The organism is Microbacterium sp. XT11 (assembly GCF_001513675.1).
Lineage (GTDB): Bacteria > Actinomycetota > Actinomycetes > Actinomycetales > Microbacteriaceae > Microbacterium.
This window is the reverse complement of record NZ_CP013859.1, coordinates 1,970,866-1,996,761: the sequence shown is the minus strand read 5'-3', so window position 1 is coordinate 1,996,761 and position 25,896 is coordinate 1,970,866. Positions and strand designations below refer to the sequence as shown.

The window sequence follows — 25,896 nt, the reverse complement described above, 5'->3', positions numbered from 1 at the left end:
TTATGTCGGTTTTCAACATTACGAGGATGAAGTCGCGCGCTCCCGCGCCCGGGGCCGTTGCCGCGCGCGGGGCACGGCGGGCGCGGCGACGCGCTCGCCGACGATGTTGACGACCTCGCCGACGCCCTCGATCACGAGGCGCACCTCGTCGCCGGGTTCGAGAGGACGCGGGTCGACGACGCCGCCGCGCCCCCACAGCTCGGCGAGACAGCCGCCGTTGCCTACCGTGCCCGACCCGAGCACATCGCCCGGGACCACGACGGAATTGCGCGAGGCGTAGGCGACGAGCTCGGGGAACGGCCAGCCCATGTTCGACACGAGGTCGTGTCCGATGAGCTCGCCGTTCACGAACAGATCGGCACCGACCGCGAGGAACCCCTCGTCGTCGAGGTACGGCTCGAGCTCGTCGGCCGTGACGATCCAGGGTCCGAGGGTCGTCGCGAAGTCCTTGCCCTTCGCCGGCCCGAGCCGCACCTTCATCTCGCGCGACTGCAGGTCCCGGGCCGACCAGTCGTTCATCACCGTGTAGCCGAAGACATGGGCGGCGGCGGCCGCGGCATCCAGGTTCTGCCCATCGGATCCGGGCGCCGCGCCGATCACCGCGGCGAGTTCGAGTTCGACGTCGAGGCGGTGGGTCACCGGAATCGCGATGACCTCGCCGGTCCCGCGCACCGTGTGAGGGTTGGTGAAGTAGAACGTCGGCGCGTCATACCACTCGGGCACGACCTCGCTCTTGCCGTCAACGGAGGCGCTGACACCCTCGACGTGCTCCTCGAAGGCCACGAAGTCACGGATCGACGCGGGCACGAGCGGGACGAGCAGCCGCACCTCGCTCAGCGGACGGGCGAGCGCCGTGTCACGGCGAGCCCACAGTTGGCCCGCCGCCGGCAGTCCCTGCGCGAGCACATCGGCCACCTGCAGGCCGTCGGGGAAGGGCACCACGGCATCGCCGTCGACGAACCCCTCCCCCACGTCGGCGCCATAGGCCCACCGTGCGATCCTCATGCCTGCACCCGCGTTCGCAGCAGCTCGTCGGCGTTGCGCCCCAGGATGCCGGCGACCTCGGCCTCGGAGAGCCCCGCATCGCGGACGAACCCGACAGGGTCGTCCAGCCCCATGTCGAACGGGAAGTCGCTGCCCAGCAGCACCCGGTCGGCGCCGGCGACCTCGACGAGCCAGCGCAGGGCCCGTCGGTCGTGCACGACCGTGTCGAACCAGATCGCCGACAGGTACGTCGACGGGACGTGCTCACAACCGTGCGCCTCAGGGCGTACGCGCCATGCGCGGTCGGATCGGCCGATCGCTGTGGGCAGATAGCCGCCCCCGTGGGCGGCGACGAGGCGCAGCCCGGGGTGCCGGTCGAGCACGCCCGCGAAGATGAGGTGCGACAGCGCGACGGCGTTCTCCGTCGGCTGGCCCACCGTGTTCGACAGATAGAAGCGGTCGAGCCGCTCGTCGAGCGAGCAGCCGAAGGGATGCAGGAACACGACGGCACGCAGCTCGGCGGCACGCGCCCAGAAGGGTTCGAGCCGAGGGTCGCTCAGCTCGACGTCTCCTGCGAACGACGAGATCTCGACGCCGGCGAGCCCGCGGCCGAGCACGGCATCATCAAGCGCGTCCACGGCCAGGTGGGGGTGCTGCAGGGGGACGACGCCCAGGCCCACGAGACGGTCGGGAGCCTCGGCGACGTGGTCCGCGATGAGACGATTGGCCTCTCCGGTGATCCACGTGGCCAGTTCTTCGTTCGCCCACGGGTAGAAGTGGTTGGGCGACGGGCTCACCCACTGCCGGTCCACACCCTGGGCGTCCATCGCCTCCAGACGCACGCGCACGTCGGTCAGGCGCGGGAAGCGCTCACCGATCATCCGACCCGATGCCTGAAGGCTCGCCAGGCCGTTGCGCGTGAGCTCGAGGTCGGCGGCGGCCTGCACCTCGTCGGGGACGCGCCGCTCGACCTCGGCATGAAGCCCCGGCATGAGCAGGTGGGCGTGGACGTCGGTGACGTGGTCGCGCCCGCCGCTCATGCGCGCACCGCCGTCAACCGCGCGATGCCGGACAGCAATCCGCCCATGTCCGCGTCGCGGACGCCGTCGATCTGCCACTGGCCCAGCTGCACCGAGGCGTCGACGACGGCTGTCGCCCGCTCCACCCGACGCGCGTGGAACGCATCCCAGAGCGCCTGATCGAGCGCATCCCCTTCGACGAGGAGCTCGCTCAGCACCGCCGCGTCCTCGAGACCCTGGGCCGCGCCCTGGGCGATCGTGGGCGGGCAGCTGTGCGCGGCGTCGCCGATGAGGACGACGCGTCCGCGGTTCCATGGCGCGTCGACGATGTGACGTGTGAACCACGTGTAGTTCGCGTCCGCGCCGCCCTCGATGTCGGCGCGGATGTGGTTCCACGGGCCGTCGTACCCGCGCGACTGCTCGATCATGATGCGACGCGCCTCCTCCGGGGTGACGCCCGAGCGGTCCTGCGCTGGTTCGACGAGGAAGGCGTACATCGTGTCGTCGCCGGTCGGTGTGTAGCCGGCGATGTACACCGGTCCGCCGTAGTACAGCTCGCTCCGGTCGACACCGGGCGGCAGCGAGACGAACGTGCGCCAGATGCCCATGCCGGTCTGCTGGGGGACCACCCGGATGCCGATGAGCTCGCGCACCGAGGAGTGCAGTCCGTCGGCGCCGACGAGCAGATCGAATGCCCCCACCGCCTCGCCGTCGACCTCGACCGTGACGCTGTCGTCGCTCTGCGAGAGGCCCGTCACGGTGCGCCCGAAGTGCACGCGGGCCCCGTGGCGCTCCGCGGCCTCGAGGAGGATGCGGGCCAGGTCGGGGCGCGACATCCCCATCGTGGACGGGTAGTCGGGACCGCCCGTCTTCATGTCGGGAAGCGCCGCGACGACGGGCGCCCCCGGTCCGGGTGCGCGCAGGTTCAATCCCTCGAAGGCTCTGCCCGACGCGGCGACCTCGTCCCACACGCCGAGCTCGTCGAAGACCCGCAGGGCGTTGCCCTGCAGCGTGATGCCTGACCCGCGAGTGGGCAACGAGGGCTGCGCGTCGTAGAGATCGACCTCGACTCCCGCCTTCGCGAGGAAGATCGCGGTGGCCAGGCCCGCGACCCCGGCACCGGCGATCGCGACTTTCTGCACGGCTGTCATGTCAGAACCTCTCTGTTCTGGGGACTGTGTTCTGGGTGTGTGAGGAGTGTGTTCTGGGGACGAGCGGTCACAGGAGGGCGACCGGGTTGACGGGGGAACCGACCGCGCCGGTGATCGGCAACGGCGGCGCCGAGAGCAGGAACTCCCAGCGTCTCGCATCGGCGCACGCGATGGCGAGTTCGTCGAGGTTCCACATCTCGCCGATCGTCAGGCCCATGTTGGGGATGACGACCTGGTGCAGCGGTTGGAACGCCGGCACGTCGAACTCGTTCGGGCGCACCTCGAAGCCCCACGTGTCGGTCGCGATCGCTGCGATCTCGCTGCGGTGCAGCCACCCGGCGGTCGTCAACGACAGCCCAGGCGCCGGACCGCCGGCGTAGTCTCCCCAGCCCTCTCGGCGCGTGCGGGTGTAGTGGCCGGTGCGCACGAGCACGATGTCGCCTCGGCGGACCGCGACCCCCTGGGCTGCCGCGCACGCGTCGAGCTCGGCGGCCGTGATGGCGTACCCGTCGGGGAGCTCGCCCTCGTCAGGGGCGAGGTGGCGCCCGAGGTCGAGCAGGACCCCGCGTGAGACGATCACGTCTGCCGCATGCTCGATCCCGGTGATCAGGTCGCCGTCGCTGGTGACCACGTCGCCTGCGCGCCGACCGTTCCACGCGTATCCGTGGTCGAAGATGTGCCCCAGACCGTCCCATTGCGTCGAGCACTGCAGCGGCATGGCGATGACGTCGTCGGCGCCGCCGATGCCGTGCGGGAAGCCCTGGCTGCCGCGCTCGGCGTCTGTGCCGGTGTCTGTCATCGTGTGCACGGGGTTGGTGCGTCGTCGCCAGCCCTTCTGCGGGCCGTCGGTGTCGAAGCGCTGCGCCAGCGAGATCGAGACGCCGTCGCGCACGAGCGCCGCAGCGACCCGGCGCACCTCGGCGTCGATGAAGTTCAACGTGCCGAGCACGTCGTCTGCTCCCCACCGTCCCCAGTTGCGATAGGCCTCCGCGCGCGCGGCGATCTCCGCTTCGGGGTTCCCGCGGTCGAGGTCGGCCGGATCCTCCGACGGTGTCACGGACGCGGACGTCTCCTCAGCCGGTCGCCCCGGCTCCGCACTCCGGCGAGCAGTCACTTCATCTCCTCCGCGACGCAGCGCACGACCTGGGTGCCGAGCGCGCCGATGGTCCCCGTCATGACATCGCCGTCGCGCAGGAACCTCTTCCAGTGCTGGCCGTTGCCCGCGGGGCTGCCGGTGAGCAGCAGATCGCCTGGCAGCAGCGGGTGGGTCTGCGACGCCGCTGAGACGAGCGCCGGCACGTCGAACAGCAGGTCCGACGTGTTCGCGTCCTGCATCACCTGGCCGTTCAGCTCGAGCCGGACAGGCGTGTCTGCGGGGTCGACGAAGCGCGCAGGCACGAGCAGCGGCCCCGTCGGCAGGAATCCCGGTGCGTTCTTCGCGCGATACCAGTCGGTGCCGATCTCCTTCATGTCCTTGCGGAACACGAGATCTCGGGTGGTGATGTCGTTGACCATCGTGTAGCCGGCGACGTGGTCGAGGGCATCCTCACGTGACACCCGGAACGCCTGACGACCGATGACGACGGCGAGTTCGAGCTCCCAGTCGTGCACCTGGCTGTAGCCGGGGAGCACGAGGGGTTCGTCATCGCCGACGACACACGCGGCGAGCCCGATGAAGAAGTACGGCGACCCGCTGCGGGCGCGCTCGTCCATCATGTCGGCGGCGAACGCCCGGGCCTCCTCGGGTGATCGGTCGGTGTTCTGCGTCAGACCGGCTGCCACCAGCTCGATGACGTGCTGGCGGTAGTTGGCGCCGGTCTGCAGCACCTGCCGCGGCTCGACGGGCGCCGTGAGCGTGACCTCCGAGAGCGGACGCCACGCCCCCGGCGCCTCGACGAGTGCGGCGATGCGATCCCAGTCGGGGTCGGCCAGGAAGGCGTTCAGACCGCCGCCGAGCTCATCGGGCGACAGCGGGCGGATGCGGTCGCCTGCGACGAGGCCGACACGCACGTCTCCGCCGTCGCGGTAACGGGCCAAAGCATACGGTGCGGTGCTCATGATCTTCCTCGCCTCCCCGCCGGGATCGGCCTCAGCCCCGCCCCTGAGCGGCGTACGGGTTCAGCAGGGCGTCCTTGATCTCCTCCGGTACGCCTTCTTCTGTGGCGCTGGGACCGTCGGCGGGCGGGAAGGACTCGGTCATCGACATCGGCATGGTGCCGTTGCGGTACATGTTGTTCGAGCCGAGCGAGGGCTTCCAGGTGTTGGCCTCCCAATCCGGTACATAGTTGCGGTAGCCGCCCGTGTTGAGCTCGATGCGCAACGACGAGGGCTCGCGGTAGTAGAGGAAGGTCTGCTCGCCGATGCCGTGGATGTTGGGGCCGTACTCGATCGGGACGCCGTTCTCCATGAGGGTGTCGGCCGCGATGAGCAGCTCCTCGCGGGTGTCGACCCAGAAGGCATAGTGGTTGATGCGGCCTGCACGGCTGGAGCCGTCGAGCACGACCCCGAGGTCGTGCGACTTCTCGTTGGTGGTGAGCACCGAGAACACCGAGATGGGCGCCTCGTCGAGCACGGTGCGCGCCATGAACCGGAAGCCGAGCACATCGACGTACCACTTCACGAACGCGTCGACGTCGCTCGCGGCGATCGTGACGTGATCGAGCTGACGCGGTGCGCCGGCCACGCTGCTGCGCTTCTCGGGACGATCGGGGAAGATCGATGCGGTGCGCGGCTCGGGACGGTGCCGCTCCACATCCCAGTGCAGGGTCATGTTGTGCCCCTGCGGTCCCGTGAAGCGGAACGCGCGGCCGATGCCTCGGCCCTCGAACCACTCGCCCTCGATGCCTGCAGCCTGCACGCGCTTGGCGGCCTCCTCGAGCGCCTCGGCCGACGAGGTCCGCCACGCCATGGTCTCCAACGCCGGTTCATCGCCCCGGGCGACCACGACGGAGTACGCGTAGTAGTCGCCCCAGCAGCGGAGATACACGCGGTCGTCCTCACGGGCCACCTCGGTCAGCCCCACCTGGTTGACATAGAAGTCCACCGAGGCGTCCACATCGGGAGTCGTGATCGTCACGAACGACAGATGAGAGAGAAGCTTGATCATCTTCGATCCTTTCGGTGAATCGGGTCGTTCCGACTCTTTTTCCACTATCCGACCGAAGTTGATATCAGGGAAGCCGATTATGTGGATGCCGCGCATCGGCGCGGTTTATTCCCCGGGCACCGCGATCGCGTCATCGGCGGCGAGCTCCACGCGATCCCCCGGGTCGGTGCCGGCGTCGATGGCGGCCAGAATCCGGCGCAGCGCCAGGCGCTCGGCCGACTCGCGGCGCGGGGCGCGGATGACGCGGCCGTCGACGTCATCGAAGGCGACCTCGACGATGCGCCTCGCGGAGTCGACGCGCACCTCGGTCCGGCGCGCGTCCAGCGCAGTCGCGACGAGCATTCCGCCCACACCGCCGCCGACCGCACGCAGGACGCTCGCGCCGACGCCCGCCGGCCCGGCGAGTGCCAGGGTCGTCGCGGCCGGAGCCTCGGCGCGAGCGACGAGCCGGAGCCGACCGCCGGCGAGCACACGCGCCCACCCGACGGCATCGCGGAGCAGGGCTGCGGCGCCGCTCCGTCCGCCCCATGCGTCGACCGTGACGTGTCGCGGAGCGTCGAGCTCGGCATCGGCCACGACGTCGGGCCGCAGCCGCCGCCGCAGCACCACGACCGGGAACGGGAGGGATGCCACGTCCGCATGCGCCGCCGCCGGTGCTGGATCCGGCTCGTCGATGACGATCCCTGCCGCGCGATCGATCTTGGCCGCCCGCTCCCACCACGCGCCGCGCCCGTCCACGACCTCGACGGCCCCTGGCTCGTCGAGGAGGCGGACCGACGGCGCGAGCTCGGCCACTGCGGCCCGGAACGCCGGCGACGTGGTGCGGATCGCGCGGGGCCCGGTCATGATGCGCCCCCGCGAACGGCCGCGGCGGCGTCGTCGGCCACCGTCGCGACGAAGACCGCATCGGCTCGCACCTCGTCGTACTCCATCGCCGCCTCCCCTCTCAACAGCGCGGCGAGCGCCTTCCACTCCGCTTCGTAGCCGTCCAGACGGTCGCACGGGTAGACCGTCTGCACGCCCTGCGCATCCCGAACGGTGGTGCGGGCGCCGCCGACATGGACGAACGGCGGCGGGAAGTCGACCTCGATGCGCGCGGCAGCCGTCGTCGCGCTGACACGCCACAGCGAATCCGCACCCTCGGGCAGCATTGCCGTGGTGAAGCGCACGAGCCCGTCTCCGGCGCGCAGCCCCAGGTCGAAGCCGACGGGCGCGACCGTGCGTGCCCAGACGACCTCGGGCGCCCCGGGCACGAGGTCGCGCACGAGCGCCAGATCGTGCACGGCGAGACCCGTGACGAGCTGGTGCACGAGGTGCGCGCGCTGCGCCGGATCTTCGAGATCGAGCGGCGGGCGGCCCGACCCGCTCGGCACCGGCATCGGCTCTCCGGTGACCAGCCGCTGGTAACGATCGTTCGGCGAGAGACACAGGGTTACCGAGACCGACGAGACGGGTCCGTCGACATCGAGGTGACGCACCGCCCGCCGCCACGCGGGATCGAAGAGGTGGTTGGTTCCCACCACCAGCAGCGCCCCTGCCGCGGCGCATTCGGCCACGAGCCGCGCGGCCTCGTCCGCCGAGCCCGCGAGCGGCTTCTCGCAGAAGATGGCCCGGTGCCCGGCCGCGAGGCCGGCGCGCACGTGGGCGGCGTGGAGCTCCGGAGGGCTGCAGACGGCGACGACGTCGACCTCGGGATCGGCGAGCAGGTCGTCGACGCCCGAGGACCACCGAGCCTGGAAGCGCTCCGCGATCATCGCCGCGCGGCCGCTGCCACCGTCGCTGACGTGCACGAGACGGAAATCGCCGTCGGTCCGCGCCAGGATCGGCGCGTGCAGCGCGGACACTCCCGGCCCTGAGCCGATGATCCCCACACCCCACGTCATGTTCGCCCCTTCGCCGACTTCAGTACGAATTATGCTGAAGTACGAGAGTACTGAACAATAGGTGGCTCCAGATCACGCGTATCGGACCCGCTCTATGTGAAGATCGACGTATGGCGAACGAGTCCACCCTCCGCTTCGGCGCTCAGACCGACGAGGTCACAAGCCTCCTCCGCATCGTCAACATGGTGCGCCTCGGCGAAGCCGTGACACGTCCTGAGATCGGCAGGGTCACGGGCCTCGGCCGCGGCGTCGTGGCGCAGCGAGTCGATCGAGCGGTCGAGATGGGGTTTCTCGAGGACGCGGAGTACGCCCCGTCGTCCGGTGGACGCGCACCGCGCACGCTGCGATTCCGTGCCGAGCGAGGCCGTCTGGTCGTCTGCGCTCTCGGCGGACTCCACGTGCACGCCGGCGTGACCGACCTCGACGGCAGGATCCTCAACGACGCCCATCACGAATGGGACATCAGCCGAGGTCCGCACGAGACGCTCGCGACGGTGACAGCACTGGTCGACGACCTGCTCGCCGGAGACGAAGGCATCCCCGTATGGGGAATGGTCGTCGGGCTGCCGGGCCCGGTCGACTTCGAGAGCGGCCGCCCCGTCGCACCCCCCATCATGCCCGGGTGGAACGGCTTCGACGTCCGCACGTACTTCGAGCAGCGCTACGACGCACCCGTCTGGGTCGACAACGACGCCAACCTGCTCGCCGCTGGCGAGCGCGCACGGCGCCGCGCGCAGAACGTCGACCTCATCTACTGCAAGGTGGGCACGGGCATCGGCGCCGGGCTGATCTCGCATGGCCGCCTGCACCGGGGAGCCAACGGCGCGGCCGGCGACATGGGCCACGTGCCGGTGCCCGGCGTCAACCTGGTCTGCCGCTGCGGGAAGACGGGGTGTCTCGAGACCGTGGCCAGCGGTTGGGCGCTCGTGCGCGATGCGCGCGCCGCGATCGCCGACGGTGCCGACGGCGCCCTCGCCGAGGCCGTGGCCACGGGCGACGACCTCACTCCCGAGGTCGTCGCACGTGCGGCCGAACACGGCGATGCCCTCGCCATCTCGCTCGTGCAGGCGGCGGCCCGGCAGATCGGAGAGGCGATCGCCGCCTTGGTGAACATGTTCAACCCGCGCGTCATCGTCATCGGCGGCGCGGTCGCCTCCGCGGGCGAGCTGCTGCTGGCAGAGGTGCGCCAACGCGTCTACGACGTCTCGCTGCCGCTGGCCACCCGCGATCTCGTGATCAAGACGAGCGAGAACGACACGCGCGAGCCGTTGCGAGGCGGCGTGGATCTCGCCCAGGAACAGCTCTTCGAGGCCTCGTTCCCCCGGTGGTTCGCCGAAGGCCGCCCCACGATCACCGCCGTTCACGGCCTGACCGCCTAGCTTCTTCCATTTTTCGACATTAGTAGGTAGCTTGTTGTCGTAAGCGTGCAGACGCACGCCTGATGACACGAGGACGTGCCTACGATGACCCTTTCCGCGCTCCGCGACGACGCCCTGCGCACCGCCGACGGCCGCACCCAGGTGCGGTTGTCGCTGCCCTGGATCCGTTCCCTCCCCGTCTCGTGCCTGGTCGATCCGGTGGTCGAGATCGACGGCATCCGCCACGATCCCGTCGTCGCCCTCGGCGAGCGCCGTGTCCCCGCCCGCGCGCTCGCCGAGCAAGACGGCTGGTGGTACATCCAGGATCGTGTCGTCCTGGAGATCCCGGATGCCGCTGCGCCGGGCAGCCATGACGTGTCGGTGTCTTTCCACCTCGAGATCCCGTACCTTCCCGGCGGACCCGACTCTCCCCTGCGTCTGCCGTTCGCCTTCAGCCGTCCGCTGGAGACCGGCGCGTCGGTGGCGAGCGTCTCGCGCGACGTGGGGGCGGACGCATGAGCCTTCCCGACGGCTGGGAGCTCTCGGCGAGCGCCTTCAATCTCACGCCCGAGATCGTGCGCGCGGAGCGCACCGCATCCGATCTCACCGCATCCCTCGTCGAGCGGGGCATCGCGTCCGCCATCGAGCTCGAACTCGGCCAGATGTCTCGCGACTACCCGGAGCCGTCGCTCGCCGGGCTCTCGGCGTTCCGCGAGCGGCTCGCGCAGCACGGCGGCCGGGTGAGCATCGTCGGCGTCAGCCTCGACGAGTTCGTGGGCGGACGACGACGGTCGGATGCCGAGCGCAGGGCGTTCCTCGAACCGCAGCTTCGGGCTGCCGCCGCCGCCGGAGCCACGGGCGTACGTTTGCCGATCGGCCAGGCGGGTGCGCTCCTCGACGGGCTCATCCCGCTGCTGGAGGATCTCGATCTGGTGCTCTACGAGGAGATCCAGGGCCATCAGACACCGACCGACCCGGTGGCGGCCCCCGCGTACGCACGCGTCGCCGAGCTGGACACGCCTCACGTGCGTCTGCTGCTGGACATCAGCCTGCTCATGCCGGCACTGCCGGTGACCTACCTCGATCACGTCGAACGGGCCGGCCTCTCGCCGGTCCTCGTGCGGCGCCTGCGCGACGACTGGCGCGATCCCGGAACCCATGCGGCGGTGGTCGACGAGCTTCGCGCGGGGAGGGTCCCCGGCACGATGCACGCGCTCTTCATGGACCTGCTCGTGCGATTCGGACGCTCACACGTGGACGACCTGCGCGAGGTGCTGCCGCTGATCGGCGGGATCCATCTGAAGTTCTGGGACCTCGACGATGCCGACGCACGCATCTCCCAGCCGATCCGAGACGTCGGCCGGGCTCTGCGCGACGTCGGGTATCGCGGCACGCTCTGCAGCGAATGGGGTGGCCAGGAGTGGCTCGACGACGACCCCTGGGACATGACCGTGCGTCATCTCTCCCTCGCCGCCGGCATCCTGTCGGACCCCGTGACCGACGCCGCCTCTCCCCTCGAGAAAGCGAGAACCCGATGACCACCGACGTCCGAGAACGCCCCTCCATCAAATGGAGCTACATGGATCATTGGCGGGCCCAGGGTCCCGCCGGTCCGTACGACCAGTGGCAGTCGAAACGGGCGATGAAGCGCTTCCTGCAGCAGGTCGCCGCCGTCGGGTTCGACGCGATCGACACGTTCGACTTCCGCATCTGGCAGATCCTCGAGCAGTACGGCTCGGTCGCGAACTACCAGGAGTTCGTCCAGGAGCAGGGGCTCGAGCGCATCGTCAACACCTTCCACGGCGTGTACTACTCGCCGGACCGCTACGCACCAGAGGTCCCCGCGACGCACAGGGCGATCCTCGACGACTTCGCGGTGACGATGGACCGCTGGTCCGACATCCGGCTCGACAACATCATCGTCATGCCCGGGTCGCGGTTCTTCGACGAGGCGGGCATCTCCGACGACGGGCTCAAGCACGCCGCCGACGTGTGGGGCAGGGTGGGAGAGCTGACGCAGCAGTACGGCGTCAACCTCACGTGCCACCACGAGTTCTACGCCGGCATCCGCACGCGCGACCAGATCGACCGCTTCTACTCCTACGCCGACCCGCGATACGTGAAGTTCTTCGTCGACACCGCGCAGCACTGCATCGCCGACGTGGATCCCGTGGACGTGTACGAGAAGCACCACGAGCGCGTCACCGGCTTTCACTTCAAGGACACGCGCCACAAGGACACCAACGACGACTACCGGCTCTTCCCGGACGCCGAGGTGTCGGCGAAGACGACCGAGAAGTGGTTCTACGAGATGGGCACCGACGAGGGGCTCGTCGACTTCGAGTCGATGATGCGCTCCGTGCGCGATCACGGCTACAGCGGGTGGATCAGCGTCGAACACGACAAGGCGGACAAGCTCGGCGGCGACTACGCCGAGAGCACCGCGATCGCCCGGTGGTATGCGAAGAACGTGCTGGACGGCATCTACGAGGAGGGGACCCGATGAGCGACGTGCGCTGGGCCTACGCCATCAATCAGTGGGACACCAACATCGACTCCTTCGTGCGCAGGCGCGAGCACGAGCGGGCGTTCAAGACCGTGTCCATCAGCGGCTTCTCGGGCGTCGAGCTGACCGCGGAGAGCTTCGGCGCGTGGGAGCCGCTGGGGACGCCGCAGCAGCTCGCGGATCTGTACGGCTCGGTCGAGGGGTTCAAGGAGACGCTCACGGCGTGTGCCATCGACGCGGTCAGCAGCTACGTGTACGACCCCGCCGTCGGATTCGAGATCGAGATGGGGCGAGGCCCCGACCCGCTCGACCCCGCCTCGGTCGAGCAGATCACGCGGACGGCACGCTGGTTCTCCGACGCCGTCCGCCGTCTCGGGGGCAGTGTTCTCGTCGTGCGCGCCGCCCCGTCGGCCTGGCAGACGGGCGCGCTCTCGGCCGCGCAGATCGAGGTTCTCGCGAACCTGTGGAACACCGTCGGCGGAGCCATCGCCGACGACGGGATCGCACTCGGCCTGCACGTCGACTTCCTCTCGGCGCTGCGTCTGGACGACGGCATCTCGCGCCTGCTGGCGGCGACCGACCCTGGCCGCGTCGGCCTCGCGATCGACACCGCCGAGTACGCCATCGCGGGGATCGATCCGGCGGCGTTCTATCGACGGCACGCCGATCGCGTCGTGCACGTGCAGCTGAAGGACGCCCGCGAGACGGTGGACGACGCCGAGGCGTGCACACCCCACGCCGAGCAGTTCATCCGCACCGAGGGCGGCTCTCGCGGCATCCTCCGCTGGTTCTACGAGCCGAGCGACGAGCGCGCGCTGGTCGACTTCGAGGACTTCGTGGGAGCGCTGGCCGAGCACGGCTACGCCGGCTGGATCGTGGTCGAGTCCGATCAGAGCCCGCACCCGGCCGAGAGCACGATGGTCGCCGGCTGGTACGTCCAGAAGGTCCTGCGACCGATCCTGGAGGGCACCCGAGCCCCGGCCTGACGCTCGGCCCTTCGCCGGGGGCGCATCACCCTTCGCCGTTGTAGTACGGCCACGGGTTGATGCGCCGGTCACCGCGGCGGTCGGGTCCGGTGAGGGTGACCTCGCCGGTCGCGGCCCACTCGACGCCGCGCGGGAACATCCTGATGAACTCGATGCGACGGAACGTGTCGATGTCGTGCCCGATGGTGATGGTGAACGACCGGCCCGCGCCGTACTCGTTGATCCAGGCGAGCGGCTGGTCGGTGTTGATGCCGGGCAGGTCCGCGATCCCGCCCTCGGGGATGTCGACCGGGTAATGCGGCATGGGCCACGCCGGGGCCTTCTCGTACGCCTCGAGATCGTCGAAGGTCGTCAGCAGCACCCGCGCACCGTCGTACATCTGCACGCCCACGAGGATGTCGTCACCGGTGACGGTCCATGTCTCGCTGATCCCCTCGGTGATGGGGTGCCGCGGCTCGGTCGTGCGCAGCAGCGCCTCACCCCACGGGCGGGGGCGCAGGCCGGTCTCCCACGCGCTGAGCTTGGCCCCGCGCATCACGTTGTACTCCTCGGGATAGCCCCAGCGGTCCTCCTGGGCCGCCGAACCGTGGAACCAGACGATCCCCTTGCCCTCGTCGTGCACGAAGCGCAGGATCGCGGCGTCCGTCTCGGGCCCGAAGCCGGTGGCCATGTCGTGGTAGCCGTCGCGACCCTCGAAGACGACGATGAGCACGTCGTACCTGTCGATGACCGCCGCCGACAGGCCTCGCGGATCCTCGACGACCCGCACGCGGAAGCGGCCGGTGTCCTCCAGCAGGGTCGTGATCCACTGGTTGTGCTGCCGGAAGCTGCGGTGGGCGTTGTCGTGCTCTGTGGTCATGTGCCCCGAGAGGATGAGCACTGTGAGGCGGTCGGTCATGAGCTGGGTCCCATCTCGTCGTCGAGCAGGTGCAGGCGCTCACATGCGCCTGCACGGATTCATGATCTGGTCGAGAATGCCGCGTCGAACAGCTGGTGCGGCGGGGTGATCTCGCCGAGCTTGCGAACGAACGCGAGCGCCTCGGGGCCGCCCACGAGGCGGTCCATGCCTGCGTCCTCCCACTCCACGCTCGTCGGGCCGTCGTATCCGATCGCGTTCAAGGCGCGGAACAGCGGTTCCCACGGCACGTCGCCGTGGCCGGTCGAGACGAACGTCCAGCCGCGTCGCGGGTTGTCCCACGACAGGTGCGAGCCGAGCACGCCGTTGCGTCCGTCGAGATTGGTCGTGGACTCCTTGCAGTGCACGTGGAAGATGTGGTCGGCGAAGTCGAGCACGAACGCCACCGAGTCCAGCTGCTGCCACACGAAGTGCGAGGGGTCGAAGTTGAAGCCGAAGCTCTTGCGATGTCCGATCGCCTCGAGCGTCTTCGCGGCGGTCCAGTAGTCGTAGGCGATCTCGGAGGGGTGCACCTCGAGCGCGAAGCGCACGCCGACCTGCTCGAACACGTCGAGGATCGGGTTCCAGCGCTCGGCGAAGTCGCGATAGCCGGCCTCGATCATCGCGTCGGATGCCGGCGGGAACATCGCGACGTACTTCCAGATGCTCGACCCGGTGAAGCCGGTCACGGTCCGCACGCCGAGCTTCGCCGCGAAGCGAGCCGTGTTCTTCAGCTCTTCTGCGGCGCGTTGCCGCACGCCCTCGGCATCCCCGTCGCCCCATACCCGCGCGGGGACGATGTCGTGATGCCGCTCGTCGATGGGGTCGTCGCAGACCGCCTGGCCGACGAGGTGGTTCGAGATCGTCCACACCTTCAGTCCGTTGCGCTCGAGGATGTCGCGGCGGGACTGCACGTAGGCGTCGTCATCCCAGCGGGAGACGTCGATGTGGTCGCCCCAGCAGGCGATCTCGAGCCCGTCGTAGCCCCACTCCCCCGCGAGGCGTGCGACTTCTTCGAAGGGCAGATCGGCCCACTGGCCGGTGAACAGGGTGATGGGGCGTGCCATGAGAGATCCTTCGGAACGGGTATGACTGCGGTTTTCTGATCAGTGGGCGGCGACGGGGAGCGCCACGGACGTCCACGCCGCGTCGGCGGCGCTGCTTCGCTCGACGGCGTCGAGCACACGCTGCACCGCGAGTCCCTCCTCGAAGGAGGGGGGCGAATCGGTGCCGGCGTCGATCGCGCGGACGAGGTCGACGACCTGATGGCTGAACCCGTGCTCGTAGCCGAGCATGTGGCCCGCAGGCCACCACGCCGACACGTAGGGGTGCTGCGGTTCGGTCACGAGGATCCGCGTGAAGCCTTGACGGCCCTCAGGCGCCGTGCGGTCGTAGAACCGCAGGCTGTTGAGGTCTTCGAGATCGAACGCGAGCGCGCCCCGATCGCCCGACACCTCGATGGTGAGGGCGTTTTTGCGCCCCGTGGCGAAGCGCGTGGCCTCGAACGACGCCAGCGCTCCGCCCGCGAGACGACCGGTGAAGATCGCGACGTCGTCGACGGTGACCGCGCCCTTCTCGGCGGTGCCGGTCCCCCTCGACAGCCCCAGGGAGCCGTCGCCGGGCAGCGGGCGCTCCTTCACGATCGTGTCGATCACACCCGACACCCTCTCGACGCCGAGGCCCGTCACGAACTGCGTCATGTCGATGATGTGCGCGCCGATGTCGCCGAGGGCCCCGGAGCCGGCGTGCTCCTTCTGCAAGCGCCAGGCCAACGGCATCTCCGGGTCGAGGAGCCAGTCCTGCCGGTACGCCGCGCGCACCTGGCGGATGGCGCCGACGGCGCCTTCGGCGATCATGTCGCGAAGGAGCGTGACCGCCGGCACCCGGCGGTAGGTGAATCCCACCATCGCCCGCAGTCCCGCGGCTCTGGCACGCTCGGCCGCCTGGACCATGGCCTCCGCCTCGGCGACGGTGTTGGCCAGGGGCTTCTCGCACAGCACGTGCTTGCCCGCCTCGAGAGCAGCGATGGCGATCTCGGCGTGCGAGTCCCCCGGGGTGACGATGTCGACGATGTCGATGTCGTCACGGGCGATCACCTCACGCCAGTCGGTGGCGGATTCCGCCCACCCCCACTTCGCCGCCGCGGAGGCCACGGCGTCGGCGTTCCGGCCGACGACCACGGTCATCTCCACGCCGCGAGGCAGGTCGAACATGCGCGGCGCCTGCCGCCAGCCCACAGAGTGCGCCGCGCCCATGAAGCCGTAGCCGATCATGGCCACGCGCAGCGGCGTCGTCACGCCAGCACCAGCTCTCTGCGAACCGGCACGCGGTTGGTGACGTAACGGCCGGGACCGCCGTCGACGCCTGGCATGATCTGCATGTACAGCAGCCGCATCGTCAGCACGACCTCGACGGTCACCTTCTCGCCCGCGGCAGGCGGAGCGTCGAGGTGGATGAGGATGTCGGGGCGGTCGGCGACGAACCACAGGGTCTCGGACTGCTCGGGCAGCTCCTCGACGCGATACTCGCGCCCCTCGAGGACGAACCTCAGATCGTCCTTCGCCACGGGCGTGCCGTTCACCGTCGCCGACACATCGTCGACGGCGGAGAGCCAGAGGCTGCGGTACCACGGCAGCTGGACGGACACGGCGAGGCCGTCGTCCGTCCGCCTGACGTCCTCATCCCGGAACAGTGAATCGTGGGTGGCCATGGTCTTCTCTCAGGCGAAGGTGTCGGTGAAGCGGTCGTGCGGGACCGGCGGAACGGGCTCGAGCTTCTGAACGGTCTCGGGGCTGTAGGGGTGGTTCTCCGAGGGCACCGGCTCGTCGGCCGGAGGCATGAAGACGGGCTTGCCGTCGTCGCCGAAGTACATGAGGTCGAGGTCGAACGCGCCCTGGTTCTTCAGACCGAAGCTGACCCAGTTCTCCTCGAACGGCGCGCGCGCGAGCTCGTAGCAGCGGAACTTCCAGAACTTCCACTCGCCGTCCTGCTTGAGGAAGTCGACGGCGTACTTGCACCACACCCAGTGCGCCCAGACCTTCTTGCCGAGCACCTCGTCGGGCGAGTACATGTCAGGGAACTCCTCGGCGACCTTCGGGTCGGTCAGACCCGACTCCGTTCCCGCCATCATCCAGACGCCCTTCGCGGTCTTGCCGTCTCCGGCGACCTCGATGACGGGTGTGTTGGTGGAGTGCAGGATGAGCTTCCCCACCGGGTGCGGGCGACCGCGGTGGTAGTCGGTGACGCTCTGCCAGGTCGTGTACTGACCGGCGTTGGTGTAGCGGGCCCTGATGCCTTCCGTGCCCTCCTTGACCCACAGCGGGATGATCTGCTCGTCCTCGAAGGCGTTGTGCAGGTACATGTAGCGGTTGAAGAGGTTCTCGATCTGTCCGCGGTCCTCCGCCCGCTGGGCGAGGGCCTGCGCGGCCTCGACCTGCTCGCGCAGACGGCCGATCTCGGCGATGAGGTCGGTGACGGATGCCTCGGTGGCTGTGTTCGACATGGCTTCTCCTTGTGTCTTGCTGTCTCGGTATGTCGTGCGGTCTCAGGCCGGCCGGCGCGCGGCGACGGCGTCTTCGATGGCGTTGCGCATGAGCACGTGCTGCTTCTTCACGAGCTCGATGGGGTCGTCCTCGCCCAGGTCCGCGAACGCGTGACCCTCCCATTCGCTGGAGAGGTAGCCGGTGTAGCCGCCGTCCACGAACTGGCGGACGATGCGCGGGATGTCCATCGCCGGCTCGTCGCCGGCGTCATCGATGGCATAGAACTTCGCGTGCACGTGGATGATCTGCGGCATGATGTCGAGCCACTCCTCGGGCGCGACGAGACCGTGCATGTTGAAGGCCAACCGCGTGAACGGGCCGAAGCGCAGGAAGTCGACGCCGTCGGCGCTGAGGATGTCTTCGAACTCCTGGTTGCGCACGTGCATCGGCAGCGGCTTGTGCCAGATCTCGTCCATGATCGGGAAGTACTTCTCGTCCATCCCCATCTTCCGCAGCGTCCGCAGCAGAGTGGGCGACAGGCTGTGCATCGTCGACGAGAAGTCCGCGGTGAAGCCGAGGCGATCGCTGTCCAGCTCCGCGTACAGTTCGCGGATCTGCTGAACCTTCGGGCTGTTCGGCCCCTCCGGCGCGTGGATCTCGTATCCGAGCTTCTGGTCGTACTTCTCGGCGAGCGGCAGCAGGCTGCGCAGCAGCTCCTTGCCCGCCGAACGGATGACGACGCGCCGGAATCCGAGCTTGTGGGCCGAGGTGAGCTGCCTCGCGAGGAACTCGTGCTCTTCGTCGGGGGTCATGTCGCGGTCCTTGCGACGCCCCATGTCGAGGTTCGTGCCAACCGCGCTCGCCTCGAGGCCGTACTTCTCGAGGGTCGAGAACCACAGCTTCACGAAGTCGTCGTCCACGTCAGGGTACGAGCGCAGCAGCTGTGCGAAGTTGAACTCCACACCCGGGCCGATGCCGTGCTCGTGCACCGCGCGGATGAGACTCTCGGGGGTGTACTGCCCGGCAGCGAACTCGCTCGTCATGGAGTAGAGCGTCGTGCCAAGCTTGATGCCGGTGCCGGCGATGCCGTTGTCGTTGGTCATTTCGCTCCCTGAGCGTGTCGATGGTCAGATGCGCACGGCGTGCGCGAGATGGGTGTCGAGGGTGCGGCGAGCCTCAGCGGCGTCGGTGATCATGCGCGACCCGGCGGCTTCCGCCGCAGCGCGCTGGATGGCCTGTTCGCCGCGGACGATCTCGAACGGGCCCTGCCAGTGGTTCCAGTGCCACCCCTCGTATTCGCTCGAGACCGCGCCGCTGTAACCGTTGTCGACCAGCAGCGTGATGAGGTCGGCGACCGGAACCGACGGCTCGTCCCCGTTCTCGTCGATGCCGAAGAACTTGCCGTGCACGTGACGGATCCAGGGCATGATCTCGAGCCAGTCGTCCACGCGGGCCGGCCCGAACAGACCGGTGCCGTTGATGCCGAAGTCGATCCCGAGGTCGGGACGGCCGTGCTCGTGCGCGAGACCGATGAATCGTCCGAAACGCTGACCGTGCTCGGCCTGATCCGCCGGCGGCCCCTGCTCGTAGTACTCGTCCCACAGCCGCACCACGGCCGACAGCAGCTCCTCCGAGGCGCCGCGGCGGCGGTAGGCCTCGATGAGCGACGGGGCGAAGCCCGTCACCGTCGCGCCCCAGTCCATCGTGAAGCCGAGGAACGGCGAACCGACCTTCTCGTACCGGTCGCGCAGGGCGAGGATGCGCGGGTGCGAGGCGTACTGGTCTGCGTGGACCTCGAGGGCGAGGGTGACGCCGTACTCCTCGGCGATGGGCGCGAGCGCCTCCATCGAATCCGGGGTGAGCGAGATCTGCACGCGGGCGATCGGGAAGCCGAGCTTCGCAGCGGCCGCGATCTGCCTGCGCATGTAGGCGATGAGCTCTTCCTGATCCATGAGCCTGTCGGGGCGTAGACCGACGTCGGCGTTGATCGCGAGCGACGTGCGGACCAGCCCCACCTCGTCCACCAGATCCGAGAAGCGACCGGCGAAGTGATCGTCGATCTCGGGGAACCCGCGGAAGCTGGAGAAGCCGATGACCTCCAGCCCCGGGCCGAAGCCCTCGTCCGCGGTCTTGCGGATGAGCTGGTCGAGGTCGTACTCACGAGCGTGGAAGGCGCGGGTGAAGCTGTAGAGCGTCACGCCCTGGATGGGTGTGCCCTTGCCGTCCGCCTCGGGCGCCTGAGCCTGTCGAAGGGTCACGCCGCGACCTCCATCTCTTTCTCGTCGTGCTCTTCGATGTGGAGCACCTGGTCGTCGTCGATGATGATGTACGGGATGTAGAGCGTGAGGTCGACGCGCACGCGGTGGACACCGGCGCCGACCGCCACATCGCCCGAGAGCACGACCGAGTCGGTGGGGAACCACCACTCATCGGTGTTCTCCCTCATCTCGTCGAAGGTGAACTCGCGATCGTTCATGCGCCACCGCAGCGATTCGGATGGCGCCTCCGCACCGTCGACGGTGAGCTTCGCAGCGGAGATGCACGATGCCGGAAGGGCGCGGTACCAGGGCAGACGCACCTCCACCGCCGCGCGCCCGTCGCGGACACTGAGCGTGCCCTGCTCGATGATGCGATCCGGGATCACCAGAACCTCCTCGTCGGTGCGACCGGGGCCGCAGACTCCTTTGTCATGATTTCTACATTCTAATGTCGCTTTAGAACATAAGCAAGCGGATCACCGCTCCGAGAGCGCCGCATCCGCATGCTCCCGGGCGAAGACCGCGGCGATGGATCGCGCCCCGCGCACCGCGAGCGCCACGGACGTCAGCGTCGGGTTGCAGGCCGTCGCCGTCGGGATCACGCCGTTCCCTGCGACGTAGAGCCCCGCGACGCCCCAGACCTGACTGTCGGTGTCGCACACGCTCGTGCCGTCGTCGGCGACACCCATGCGCGTGGTGCCCTGGTAGTGCAGCGAGGATCCGAGCGGAAGGGTGAAGGGCTGATCCCCCACCGGATCCCCGATCGCCTCCGCGAGGCGCCTGATCTCGCGACGCGCCCGCTCCACCATCTCGCGATCATGCGCGGTGAGGGTGTAGTGGATGCGCGGGGCCGGCATCCCGTAGGCGTCACGATGCGCGTCGTCGAACTCGACCCGATCATCCGCGCGCAGGTCCTTGGCGCAGAACAGACCGAGCCCCACGATGGAGCCGGGTACGACCGGGTCATCCTCGGCGAGCGGGACGGGCGAGGCATCCAGCTGCATGATCTGGCCGTGGAAGGGCATGCTGTCGGTGAACGGCACCCAGCTCACGCCGCTCTGCTCGGCCAAGCCCGTCACCGGGGCGTCGGATGCGGCGGGCTCGACGCCGCGCAGCCGCGCAGCGAAGACCACTTGCGCCTGGTCGTTGAGGTAGCGCCCGAGAGCCTCGGGCCGGATCCCCGACGCCCAGAGCAGCTGCGGCGTGCGCAGCGCATCGGCCGCGACGACCACGAACCGCGCGCGCACCTCGTGCTCCGCGCCGGAGCGCAGGTCGCGGACGACGACGCCTGTCGCGCGGCCGTCCGTGGAGATGACGGAGGTCACGAGCGACTCATCGATGAGCGTGAAACGCGGGTTCTCCCGGGTGACGTCGCCCAGCACCACGTCCGACCCCGACCATACGAGGCGGCCGTCGTCGCGGCGGTGCACGGCCAACGGCATCCGCTGCACCCTCGTCGCCGCCGTCCGGCCCTCGTCGACGGCGGCCGACAGCCGGTCGCGCACGAGGTCACCGAAGGGCGCGGCGTCGAAGGCGTCTGTGGTGACCCCCAGCAGACGCTCCCCCTCGGCGAGCAGCTCGTCGAGGTCGGGGAGGAAGCCGATGCGCTCACTGTCGTTCGGGCGCGGGCAGGCGCCGGTCCAGTGCGCGGCCATGCCGCCGACGTTGCTCGACATCGCCGCGACCGGAAGACCGTCCTCGCCCTCGAACGCGAAGCCCTCCTCGAGCAGGAACGTGCCGGGCCTGGCGCCGCGCACTCCCGCCTTGGCCGCGCCGGGGCTCGCGACCTTCTCGCCGCGCGCCCCCGGGCCCTCCGATGCGGCCTGAGCCCGGGAGCGCTCAGCCGGATCCGCGATGTTCTTCACGTGTGCGCCGGGCGGCTGCGAGACGGTCGGCCCCACCTCGAACATCGCGATGCTCGCGTCCGGCGCCCGCTCCGACAGGATGCGCGCGTATGCCGCGCCGGTCGGGCCGCTGCCGACGATGACGACGTCGACCGCCGTGGGGTACTGTCGGCCGCTCATGCCGCGCGCGCGATCTCGACGATGTGGGAGACCGAGGCCTCCGACGCGACGGTCGGGTAGTACTCCAGGCCCACGGGGCCGTCGTATCCGCTGTCCCGCAGCAGGCGGAAGCGCTCTGACCAGTCGAGGTCTCCCGTGCCGGGCTCGCCGCGCCCTGGGGCGTCTGCCAGCTGGACGTAGTGGATCAGGCCGCCGGCGTTCGCCAGCTCGGCCTCCATGTCCTCGCCCTCGACCGCCGAGTGGTAGATGTCGTACAGCACGCCGAAGTGGGGCGAATCGACGCCACGCGCCACATACACGGCCTCGGCCGTGCGGTCCAGGAGCGATCCGGGGTGGTCGACGCGCACGTTGACCGGCTCGAGCACCAGCCCGACACCCGATCCGTCGATCTGCGCCACGGCCTTGCGGTAGATCTCGATGAGCTTGTCGAGCTGCACCTGGCGCTTCCACCCCCCGAAGCCCGTACCGCTGCCGACGACGATGCGCGGGCAGCCGAGCTCGCGGGCGATCTCGGTACCCTCGTCGAGCTTGCGGAAGAACTCGGAGTGGTCCCACGGCGGGATCATGAACTGCGTGCGGGGCTCGGCGAGCTGGGCGGTGAGCTGCACTCCGGTCTCCTGCAATGCGGCCTTGAGCGCGGGCAGGTCCTTCGGTGCCGCGGGTGCGTCGGTCCCCGTCGGTCCCCACATCTCCACGGCGTCGAATCCCGCGGCCGCCGCCGCGCGCACCCGGTCGTGATAGTCGCCGGCCTCGGTGAAGAGCAGTTCGATGTTCGGAGCGAGTTGGTACACGGGAGGTGTCCTTTCGAGGTGTGCGAGCAGGGCCGACGGGGTGCCGGCCGCTCCGGCATCCCCGGCCAGGGGTCTCAGCCCTTGAGGCCGCCGGCGAAGCCCTGGATGAAGCGCTTCTGCGCGAAGAGGTAGAAGGCGAGGATCGGGATCATCGACACGATGACGATCGCGAAGATCTGGTTCCACGCCGAGACGAGGGAGCCGATGTAGTAGTACATGGCGACCGGCAGCGTCTGCTGGGCGGATCCCCCGAGGAAGATCAGAGAGGTGAAGAAGTCGTTCCAGACGATGAGCCCCGCCAGGATGGCGACGGTGCCCGTCGCCGGAGACATCAGGGGGAGCACGACGCGGAAGAAGATCTGCGTGCGCGAGGCCCCGTCGATCGTGGCGGCTTCTTCGTACTCGGTGCCGAGACCGCGGAAGAACCCGGCGTACAGGAAGATCGCGAGCGGCAGGAGCATCCCCGTGTAGAGGATGATCATGCCCCAGACCGACCCGGTCAGGCCGAGCGAGCGAGCGCCGACGTAGAGCGGAACCGTACCCAGCTGCGTGGGCAGGACGATGGCGATCAGGAAGAGGTAGTACACGACGCGGCTCCAGCGGCGGGTGCTGCGAGCGATCACGTAGCCGGTGAGCGAGCCCAGCAGCACCATCAGCGCGATGCTCCCTGCCGTGATGATCACGCTGTTGAGCAGCCCCATCACCACGTTGGAGTTGCCTGTCGCGGTGAGCACCTTGACGAAATTGCTGAAGTCGGGGGCGGCGGGCGGTGCCAGCGTCGATGACGTGATCACCTCCCGGTCGCTCTTCAGGGCCGTGGTGATGAGGAAGTAGAACGGCAGCAGGAAGACGAGCCCGATGAGCCAGAATCCGAACTCTCGCAGAGCCGTGAGCTTCGTGTAGCGGAACATGTCAGTTCTCCTCGGATCGGCCGTTCGTCACGCGCTGCTGCACGATGGCGAAGACCAGGATGATGAGGGTCAGCAGAAGCGCGAGCGCGGCGCCGTAGCCGAAGTTGCCCAGGGCGAAGGACTGCTTGTAGACCTGCGTCGCGAGGGTCTCGGTCGCGGCGGCCGGGCCGCCGCCGGTGAGGGCCATGATCTGGTCGAACACGCGCAGCCCGTTGACGAGTCCGAGAGTCGTCGCGATCGCGACGGCGGGACGGATGGACGGGAGGATCACGTGCCGGAAGCGCTGCCAGAGGTTGGCTCCGTCGAGCGCGGCGGCCTCCTCGATCTCCACCGGCACGGCCGCGAGTCCCGCCATGTAGATGACCATCGCGAAGCCGATGTTCTGCCAGACCAGGACGACGAGGATCGTCCAGATCGCCCACGTCGGATCGGCGATCCACGCTCGGGCGACGGAGTCGAGGCCGACAGACCGCAGGAAGAGGTTGAGCGGACCGCCGTAGTCGAAGATGAACTTCCAGATGTACGACGTGGCCAGAGGGCTCAGCACCACAGGCATGAAGAAGAGCGTGCGCAGCACGTAGCGCGTCTTCAGACCCCGGTTGAGCCCGAGCGCGAACGCCAACCCGAGGACGTTGCTGAAGAGGACGGAGCCGAATGCGAGGAAGAGGGTGTTCCAGAGCGCTCCCAGCTTCGTGGGGTCCTGGAAGATGCGCACGAAGTTGTCGAGCCCCACGAGCTCGAACGCCCCGATGCCGGTCCAGTTGGTGAAGGCGAAGAATCCGCCGACGCTGGTGGCGACGTAGTGGATGCCGATGACGAAGAGGATCCCGGGCAGCGCCCACCACCAGTAGCCGAACTTCAGCAGTCCGCTGCGGCGCGGGCGGGGTGCCGCGCGCAGACGTCCTCCACGCCGAGGCAGGACCACGCGCTCGGTCTCGGTGGCGGCGGCTTCGCCGGCTCGGAAGATGGTGCTCATCAGATCCTCGTCATCCTCGAAAGGCTCCGTCGCCCGAGCCGAGGCCCGGGCGACGGAGACACTCACTTGTCCCAGGCTGCGTCCATGCTCTGCAGCACCTGATCGATGCTGGTCTGGCCGGTCAGCAGCCCCTGGCCTCCGACCTGCAGCGCCTCGTAGACCGAGGGGTTGGGCCAGATGTTGTTCGGGAGTGGCGTGTACTTCTTCTCCTTGAGCAGGTCGGCGATCGGCTCGTAGATGGTGCCCGACAGGTCGAGCGAATCGAACTCGGAGACCGGCAGCTCGCCGGAGAGCTCGTAGTAGCGCTGCTGCTGCTCGGGCTCCGCCATCCACTCGAGGAAGTCCTGCGCGCCCTCCTTGTTCTTCGCCTTCGCGTTGATCGACAGGGTGTAGTTGGACGATCCCAGGATCATCTCTTCGCCACCCTCGGCCGCCGGGAACGGCTCGACGGCGAAGTTCGCCTCGGCCGGGGCGGCGTGGGCGATCTCGACGGCGGCGCCCGACGGGATGAAGCTGCCGACCGAGGTGCCCTGCGCCAGACCGTTGGTGATCGCGTCGAAGCCGCCACCTTCGGCACCGGGCTGGAAGCATCCGGCGTCCTTCAGCTCGACGAAGGTCTGCATGGTGTCCTTCCAGCCCTGGCTGTCGGCGAAGGTCACCTTGCCCTCGGCGCGCTGCTCGTTCCAGTCGGGCGTCTCCGCGTACACCCGGGTGGCGGAGATGGCCTGCAGGGTCATGCCGATGTTCGGGCCGGCGGCGCCGGCGAGCGCGAACAGCGAAGCGCCCTGATCCTGCAGGGCGGTGCACGCGCTGTCGAGCTCGCTCATGCTGCGGGGGAACTCATCGAGCCCCTTGGACGTGAGCGTGCCGAGGCTGGCCACCACGGCGCCGATGGTGAAGTCGAGCGGCTGGCCGTACACCTTGCCGTCGACCGTGTAGATGCTCTCGCTGCCCGGGATGATGAGCTTCGAGGCGGTGTCGCCGAGGGGCTCGAGGAAGCCCGCCTCGGCCAGCGGGATGAGGCTGCGGGCATCGCCGGAGCCGGGGGTCGTCTGGATGACGTCGGATGCGTTGCCCGCCTGCAGCTGCGTGCGGATCGTCTCACCGTACTTGTCGTTGGGGGTCGGGTTCGTCGTGATGGTGACGCCCTCGTGCTGCTCCATGTACTCCTTCGCGAGCGTCTCGTAGGGGCTCTCGAGATTGTTCGACGTGGCGTACGTGAAGGTGAAGGTGTCGGTGTCACCGTCAGCACCGCCGGAACCGGAGGCCGAGCAGCCGGCGAGGACGAGTACGGCGGTGGTGGGAAGAGCGAGAAGACCTGCGATCCGCGGGATGCGGCGGTGCTGAGTCATGGCAGCCTTTCTGACGACGTTGTCGGCGACCCGTCGGCGGGTGCGCCTGTGCTGTGTGTCTCAGTATCCGGGGGATGCGCCGAAAAAGCACATAAGTCTTTGCGATGATGCACATAAGACCCGCGACATCGCTCTCAGAGATGCGCTCTAGGCACGGCATAGACAGCGTTGATACACTCTCACCACAGCTTTCCCGAGCGGAGGATCACGAAGT

The 25,896-nt window shown here is 69.0% G+C and carries 26 protein-coding genes; 5 read left to right on the top strand and 21 right to left on the bottom strand.

Annotated features, from left to right (window positions below):
* Positions 1–18 precede the first annotated feature (18 nt).
* The 8 genes from AB663_RS09250 to AB663_RS09215 all read right to left on the bottom strand — a co-directional run bounded on the left by AB663_RS09250 (position 19) and on the right by AB663_RS09215 (position 8,143).
* Complete coding sequence (locus AB663_RS09250) at positions 19–1,005, bottom strand: fumarylacetoacetate hydrolase family protein (RefSeq protein WP_067198212.1); 987 nt, start codon at positions 1,003–1,005, stop codon at positions 19–21.
* Entirely contained in the window at positions 1,002–2,024 is a 1,023-nt protein-coding gene (locus AB663_RS09245; RefSeq protein WP_067198209.1) for an amidohydrolase family protein, read from the bottom strand. The genes AB663_RS09250 and AB663_RS09245 overlap by 4 nt, the downstream gene beginning before the upstream one ends.
* Positions 2,021–3,154, bottom strand: a complete 1,134-nt coding sequence (locus AB663_RS09240; RefSeq protein ID WP_067198206.1) for an FAD-dependent monooxygenase — start codon at positions 3,152–3,154, stop codon at positions 2,021–2,023. Before AB663_RS09240 ends, AB663_RS09245 begins: the two co-directional genes overlap by 4 nt.
* Positions 3,155–3,221: 67 nt before the next feature.
* Complete coding sequence (locus tag AB663_RS09235; RefSeq protein WP_067198203.1) at positions 3,222–4,211, bottom strand: cyclase family protein; 990 nt, start codon at positions 4,209–4,211, stop codon at positions 3,222–3,224.
* A gap of 53 nt (positions 4,212–4,264) precedes the next feature.
* Complete coding sequence (locus tag AB663_RS09230) at positions 4,265–5,212, bottom strand: fumarylacetoacetate hydrolase family protein (protein WP_067198200.1); 948 nt, start codon at positions 5,210–5,212, stop codon at positions 4,265–4,267.
* A gap of 31 nt (positions 5,213–5,243) precedes the next feature.
* Entirely contained in the window at positions 5,244–6,260 is a 1,017-nt protein-coding gene (locus tag AB663_RS09225) for a VOC family protein (protein ID WP_067198199.1), read from the bottom strand.
* 105 nt (positions 6,261–6,365) lie between these two features.
* The gene (locus AB663_RS09220) at positions 6,366–7,106 is read right to left on the bottom strand and encodes a hypothetical protein (RefSeq protein ID WP_067198198.1); all 741 of its coding nucleotides are present in this window, start codon (positions 7,104–7,106) and stop codon (positions 6,366–6,368) included.
* Positions 7,103–8,143, bottom strand: coding sequence for a Gfo/Idh/MocA family protein (locus tag AB663_RS09215; protein WP_067198197.1), 1,041 nt, complete (start codon positions 8,141–8,143; stop codon positions 7,103–7,105). The genes AB663_RS09220 and AB663_RS09215 overlap by 4 nt, the downstream gene beginning before the upstream one ends.
* A gap of 110 nt (positions 8,144–8,253) precedes the next feature.
* On the opposite strand from AB663_RS09215, the gene AB663_RS09210 reads away from it, so the two are divergent.
* The 5 genes from AB663_RS09210 to AB663_RS09190 all read left to right on the top strand — a co-directional run bounded on the left by AB663_RS09210 (position 8,254) and on the right by AB663_RS09190 (position 12,993).
* A complete protein-coding gene (locus AB663_RS09210) occupies positions 8,254–9,522 on the top strand; it encodes an ROK family protein (protein WP_067198194.1) in 1,269 nt (422 codons plus the stop codon).
* Positions 9,523–9,606: 84 nt separating this feature from the next.
* Positions 9,607–10,020, top strand: a complete 414-nt coding sequence (locus AB663_RS09205; protein WP_067198192.1) for a hypothetical protein — start codon at positions 9,607–9,609, stop codon at positions 10,018–10,020.
* Positions 10,017–11,039, top strand: coding sequence for a restriction endonuclease subunit R (locus AB663_RS09200; protein WP_067198189.1), 1,023 nt, complete (start codon positions 10,017–10,019; stop codon positions 11,037–11,039). Before AB663_RS09205 ends, AB663_RS09200 begins: the two co-directional genes overlap by 4 nt.
* 41 nt (positions 11,040–11,080) lie before the next feature.
* Positions 11,081–12,007 (top strand): sugar phosphate isomerase/epimerase family protein, encoded by a 927-nt coding sequence (locus AB663_RS09195; RefSeq protein WP_232304513.1) that lies wholly within the window; start codon positions 11,081–11,083, stop codon positions 12,005–12,007.
* Positions 12,004–12,993 carry a sugar phosphate isomerase/epimerase family protein gene (locus AB663_RS09190; protein ID WP_067198185.1) on the top strand — a complete coding sequence of 330 codons (990 nt, stop codon included), beginning with the start codon at positions 12,004–12,006 and terminating at the stop codon, positions 12,991–12,993. The genes AB663_RS09195 and AB663_RS09190 overlap by 4 nt, the downstream gene beginning before the upstream one ends.
* Before the next feature lie 25 nt (positions 12,994–13,018).
* Here the strand turns inward: AB663_RS09190 and AB663_RS09185 are convergent, their stop codons facing one another.
* The 13 genes from AB663_RS09185 to AB663_RS09125 form a co-directional block, all read right to left on the bottom strand.
* Positions 13,019–13,891 carry a ThuA domain-containing protein gene (locus AB663_RS09185; RefSeq protein WP_067198183.1) on the bottom strand — a complete coding sequence of 291 codons (873 nt, stop codon included), beginning with the start codon at positions 13,889–13,891 and terminating at the stop codon, positions 13,019–13,021.
* 59 nt (positions 13,892–13,950) lie between these two features.
* The gene (locus tag AB663_RS09180; protein ID WP_067198180.1) at positions 13,951–14,955 is read right to left on the bottom strand and encodes a sugar phosphate isomerase/epimerase family protein; all 1,005 of its coding nucleotides are present in this window, start codon (positions 14,953–14,955) and stop codon (positions 13,951–13,953) included.
* 39 nt (positions 14,956–14,994) lie between these two features.
* Entirely contained in the window at positions 14,995–16,161 is a 1,167-nt protein-coding gene (locus tag AB663_RS09175) for a Gfo/Idh/MocA family protein (RefSeq protein WP_067202507.1), read from the bottom strand.
* Between the two features lie 20 nt (positions 16,162–16,181).
* Positions 16,182–16,598 carry a C-glycoside deglycosidase beta subunit domain-containing protein gene (locus tag AB663_RS09170; protein ID WP_067198178.1) on the bottom strand — a complete coding sequence of 139 codons (417 nt, stop codon included), beginning with the start codon at positions 16,596–16,598 and terminating at the stop codon, positions 16,182–16,184.
* Between the two features lie 9 nt (positions 16,599–16,607).
* Positions 16,608–17,390: a nuclear transport factor 2 family protein gene (locus tag AB663_RS09165; RefSeq protein WP_067198176.1), complete on the bottom strand. Its 783-nt coding sequence runs from the start codon at positions 17,388–17,390 to the stop codon at positions 16,608–16,610.
* Between the two features lie 42 nt (positions 17,391–17,432).
* Positions 17,433–18,473: a sugar phosphate isomerase/epimerase family protein gene (locus AB663_RS09160; protein WP_067198175.1), complete on the bottom strand. Its 1,041-nt coding sequence runs from the start codon at positions 18,471–18,473 to the stop codon at positions 17,433–17,435.
* Between the two features lie 24 nt (positions 18,474–18,497).
* Positions 18,498–19,628: a sugar phosphate isomerase/epimerase family protein gene (locus AB663_RS09155; RefSeq protein ID WP_067198174.1), complete on the bottom strand. Its 1,131-nt coding sequence runs from the start codon at positions 19,626–19,628 to the stop codon at positions 18,498–18,500.
* Positions 19,625–20,014: a C-glycoside deglycosidase beta subunit domain-containing protein gene (locus AB663_RS09150; protein ID WP_067198173.1), complete on the bottom strand. Its 390-nt coding sequence runs from the start codon at positions 20,012–20,014 to the stop codon at positions 19,625–19,627. Before AB663_RS09150 ends, AB663_RS09155 begins: the two co-directional genes overlap by 4 nt.
* A gap of 90 nt (positions 20,015–20,104) precedes the next feature.
* A complete protein-coding gene (locus tag AB663_RS09145; protein ID WP_067198171.1) occupies positions 20,105–21,652 on the bottom strand; it encodes a GMC oxidoreductase in 1,548 nt (515 codons plus the stop codon).
* Positions 21,649–22,443: a TIM barrel protein gene (locus AB663_RS09140; protein WP_067198170.1), complete on the bottom strand. Its 795-nt coding sequence runs from the start codon at positions 22,441–22,443 to the stop codon at positions 21,649–21,651. The genes AB663_RS09145 and AB663_RS09140 overlap by 4 nt, the downstream gene beginning before the upstream one ends.
* Before the next feature lie 74 nt (positions 22,444–22,517).
* A complete protein-coding gene (locus tag AB663_RS09135; RefSeq protein WP_067198168.1) occupies positions 22,518–23,354 on the bottom strand; it encodes a carbohydrate ABC transporter permease in 837 nt (278 codons plus the stop codon).
* A 1-nt stretch (position 23,355) separates the two neighbouring features.
* Entirely contained in the window at positions 23,356–24,330 is a 975-nt protein-coding gene (locus tag AB663_RS09130) for a carbohydrate ABC transporter permease (protein ID WP_067198162.1), read from the bottom strand.
* A 62-nt stretch (positions 24,331–24,392) separates the two neighbouring features.
* On the bottom strand, positions 24,393–25,682 hold the full coding sequence (locus tag AB663_RS09125) for an ABC transporter substrate-binding protein (RefSeq protein ID WP_067198159.1): 1,290 nt from the start codon (positions 25,680–25,682) through the stop codon (positions 24,393–24,395).
* Positions 25,683–25,896: the final 214 nt, after the last annotated feature.

What these genes read in the sequence shown, in the direction of transcription:
- AB663_RS09240 (WP_067198206.1), bottom strand. Translation starts at nt 3,154, where the DNA reads ATGACAGCCGTGCAGAAAGTCGCGATCGCCGGTGCCGGGGTCGCGGGC.
- AB663_RS09145 (WP_067198171.1), bottom strand. Translation starts at nt 21,652, where the DNA reads ATGAGCGGCCGACAGTACCCCACGGCGGTCGACGTCGTCATCGTCGGC.
- AB663_RS09245 (WP_067198209.1), bottom strand. Translation starts at nt 2,024, where the DNA reads ATGAGCGGCGGGCGCGACCACGTCACCGACGTCCACGCCCACCTGCTC.
- AB663_RS09190 (WP_067198185.1), top strand. Translation starts at nt 12,004, where the DNA reads ATGAGCGACGTGCGCTGGGCCTACGCCATCAATCAGTGGGACACCAAC.
- AB663_RS09175 (WP_067202507.1), bottom strand. Translation starts at nt 16,161, where the DNA reads ATGATCGGCTACGGCTTCATGGGCGCGGCGCACTCTGTGGGCTGGCGG.
- AB663_RS09125 (WP_067198159.1), bottom strand. Translation starts at nt 25,682, where the DNA reads ATGACTCAGCACCGCCGCATCCCGCGGATCGCAGGTCTTCTCGCTCTT.
- AB663_RS09205 (WP_067198192.1), top strand. Translation starts at nt 9,607, where the DNA reads ATGACCCTTTCCGCGCTCCGCGACGACGCCCTGCGCACCGCCGACGGC.
- AB663_RS09130 (WP_067198162.1), bottom strand. Translation starts at nt 24,330, where the DNA reads ATGAGCACCATCTTCCGAGCCGGCGAAGCCGCCGCCACCGAGACCGAG.
- AB663_RS09210 (WP_067198194.1), top strand. Translation starts at nt 8,254, where the DNA reads ATGGCGAACGAGTCCACCCTCCGCTTCGGCGCTCAGACCGACGAGGTC.
- AB663_RS09180 (WP_067198180.1), bottom strand. Translation starts at nt 14,955, where the DNA reads ATGGCACGCCCCATCACCCTGTTCACCGGCCAGTGGGCCGATCTGCCC.
- AB663_RS09250 (WP_067198212.1), bottom strand. Translation starts at nt 1,005, where the DNA reads ATGAGGATCGCACGGTGGGCCTATGGCGCCGACGTGGGGGAGGGGTTC.
- AB663_RS09160 (WP_067198175.1), bottom strand. Translation starts at nt 18,473, where the DNA reads ATGACCAACGACAACGGCATCGCCGGCACCGGCATCAAGCTTGGCACG.
- AB663_RS09215 (WP_067198197.1), bottom strand. Translation starts at nt 8,143, where the DNA reads ATGACGTGGGGTGTGGGGATCATCGGCTCAGGGCCGGGAGTGTCCGCG.
- AB663_RS09225 (WP_067198199.1), bottom strand. Translation starts at nt 6,260, where the DNA reads ATGATCAAGCTTCTCTCTCATCTGTCGTTCGTGACGATCACGACTCCC.
- AB663_RS09220 (WP_067198198.1), bottom strand. Translation starts at nt 7,106, where the DNA reads ATGACCGGGCCCCGCGCGATCCGCACCACGTCGCCGGCGTTCCGGGCC.
- AB663_RS09135 (WP_067198168.1), bottom strand. Translation starts at nt 23,354, where the DNA reads ATGTTCCGCTACACGAAGCTCACGGCTCTGCGAGAGTTCGGATTCTGG.
- AB663_RS09170 (WP_067198178.1), bottom strand. Translation starts at nt 16,598, where the DNA reads ATGGCCACCCACGATTCACTGTTCCGGGATGAGGACGTCAGGCGGACG.
- AB663_RS09185 (WP_067198183.1), bottom strand. Translation starts at nt 13,891, where the DNA reads ATGACCGACCGCCTCACAGTGCTCATCCTCTCGGGGCACATGACCACA.
- AB663_RS09165 (WP_067198176.1), bottom strand. Translation starts at nt 17,390, where the DNA reads ATGTCGAACACAGCCACCGAGGCATCCGTCACCGACCTCATCGCCGAG.
- AB663_RS09230 (WP_067198200.1), bottom strand. Translation starts at nt 5,212, where the DNA reads ATGAGCACCGCACCGTATGCTTTGGCCCGTTACCGCGACGGCGGAGAC.
- AB663_RS09195 (WP_232304513.1), top strand. Translation starts at nt 11,081, where the DNA reads ATGGATCATTGGCGGGCCCAGGGTCCCGCCGGTCCGTACGACCAGTGG.
- AB663_RS09200 (WP_067198189.1), top strand. Translation starts at nt 10,017, where the DNA reads ATGAGCCTTCCCGACGGCTGGGAGCTCTCGGCGAGCGCCTTCAATCTC.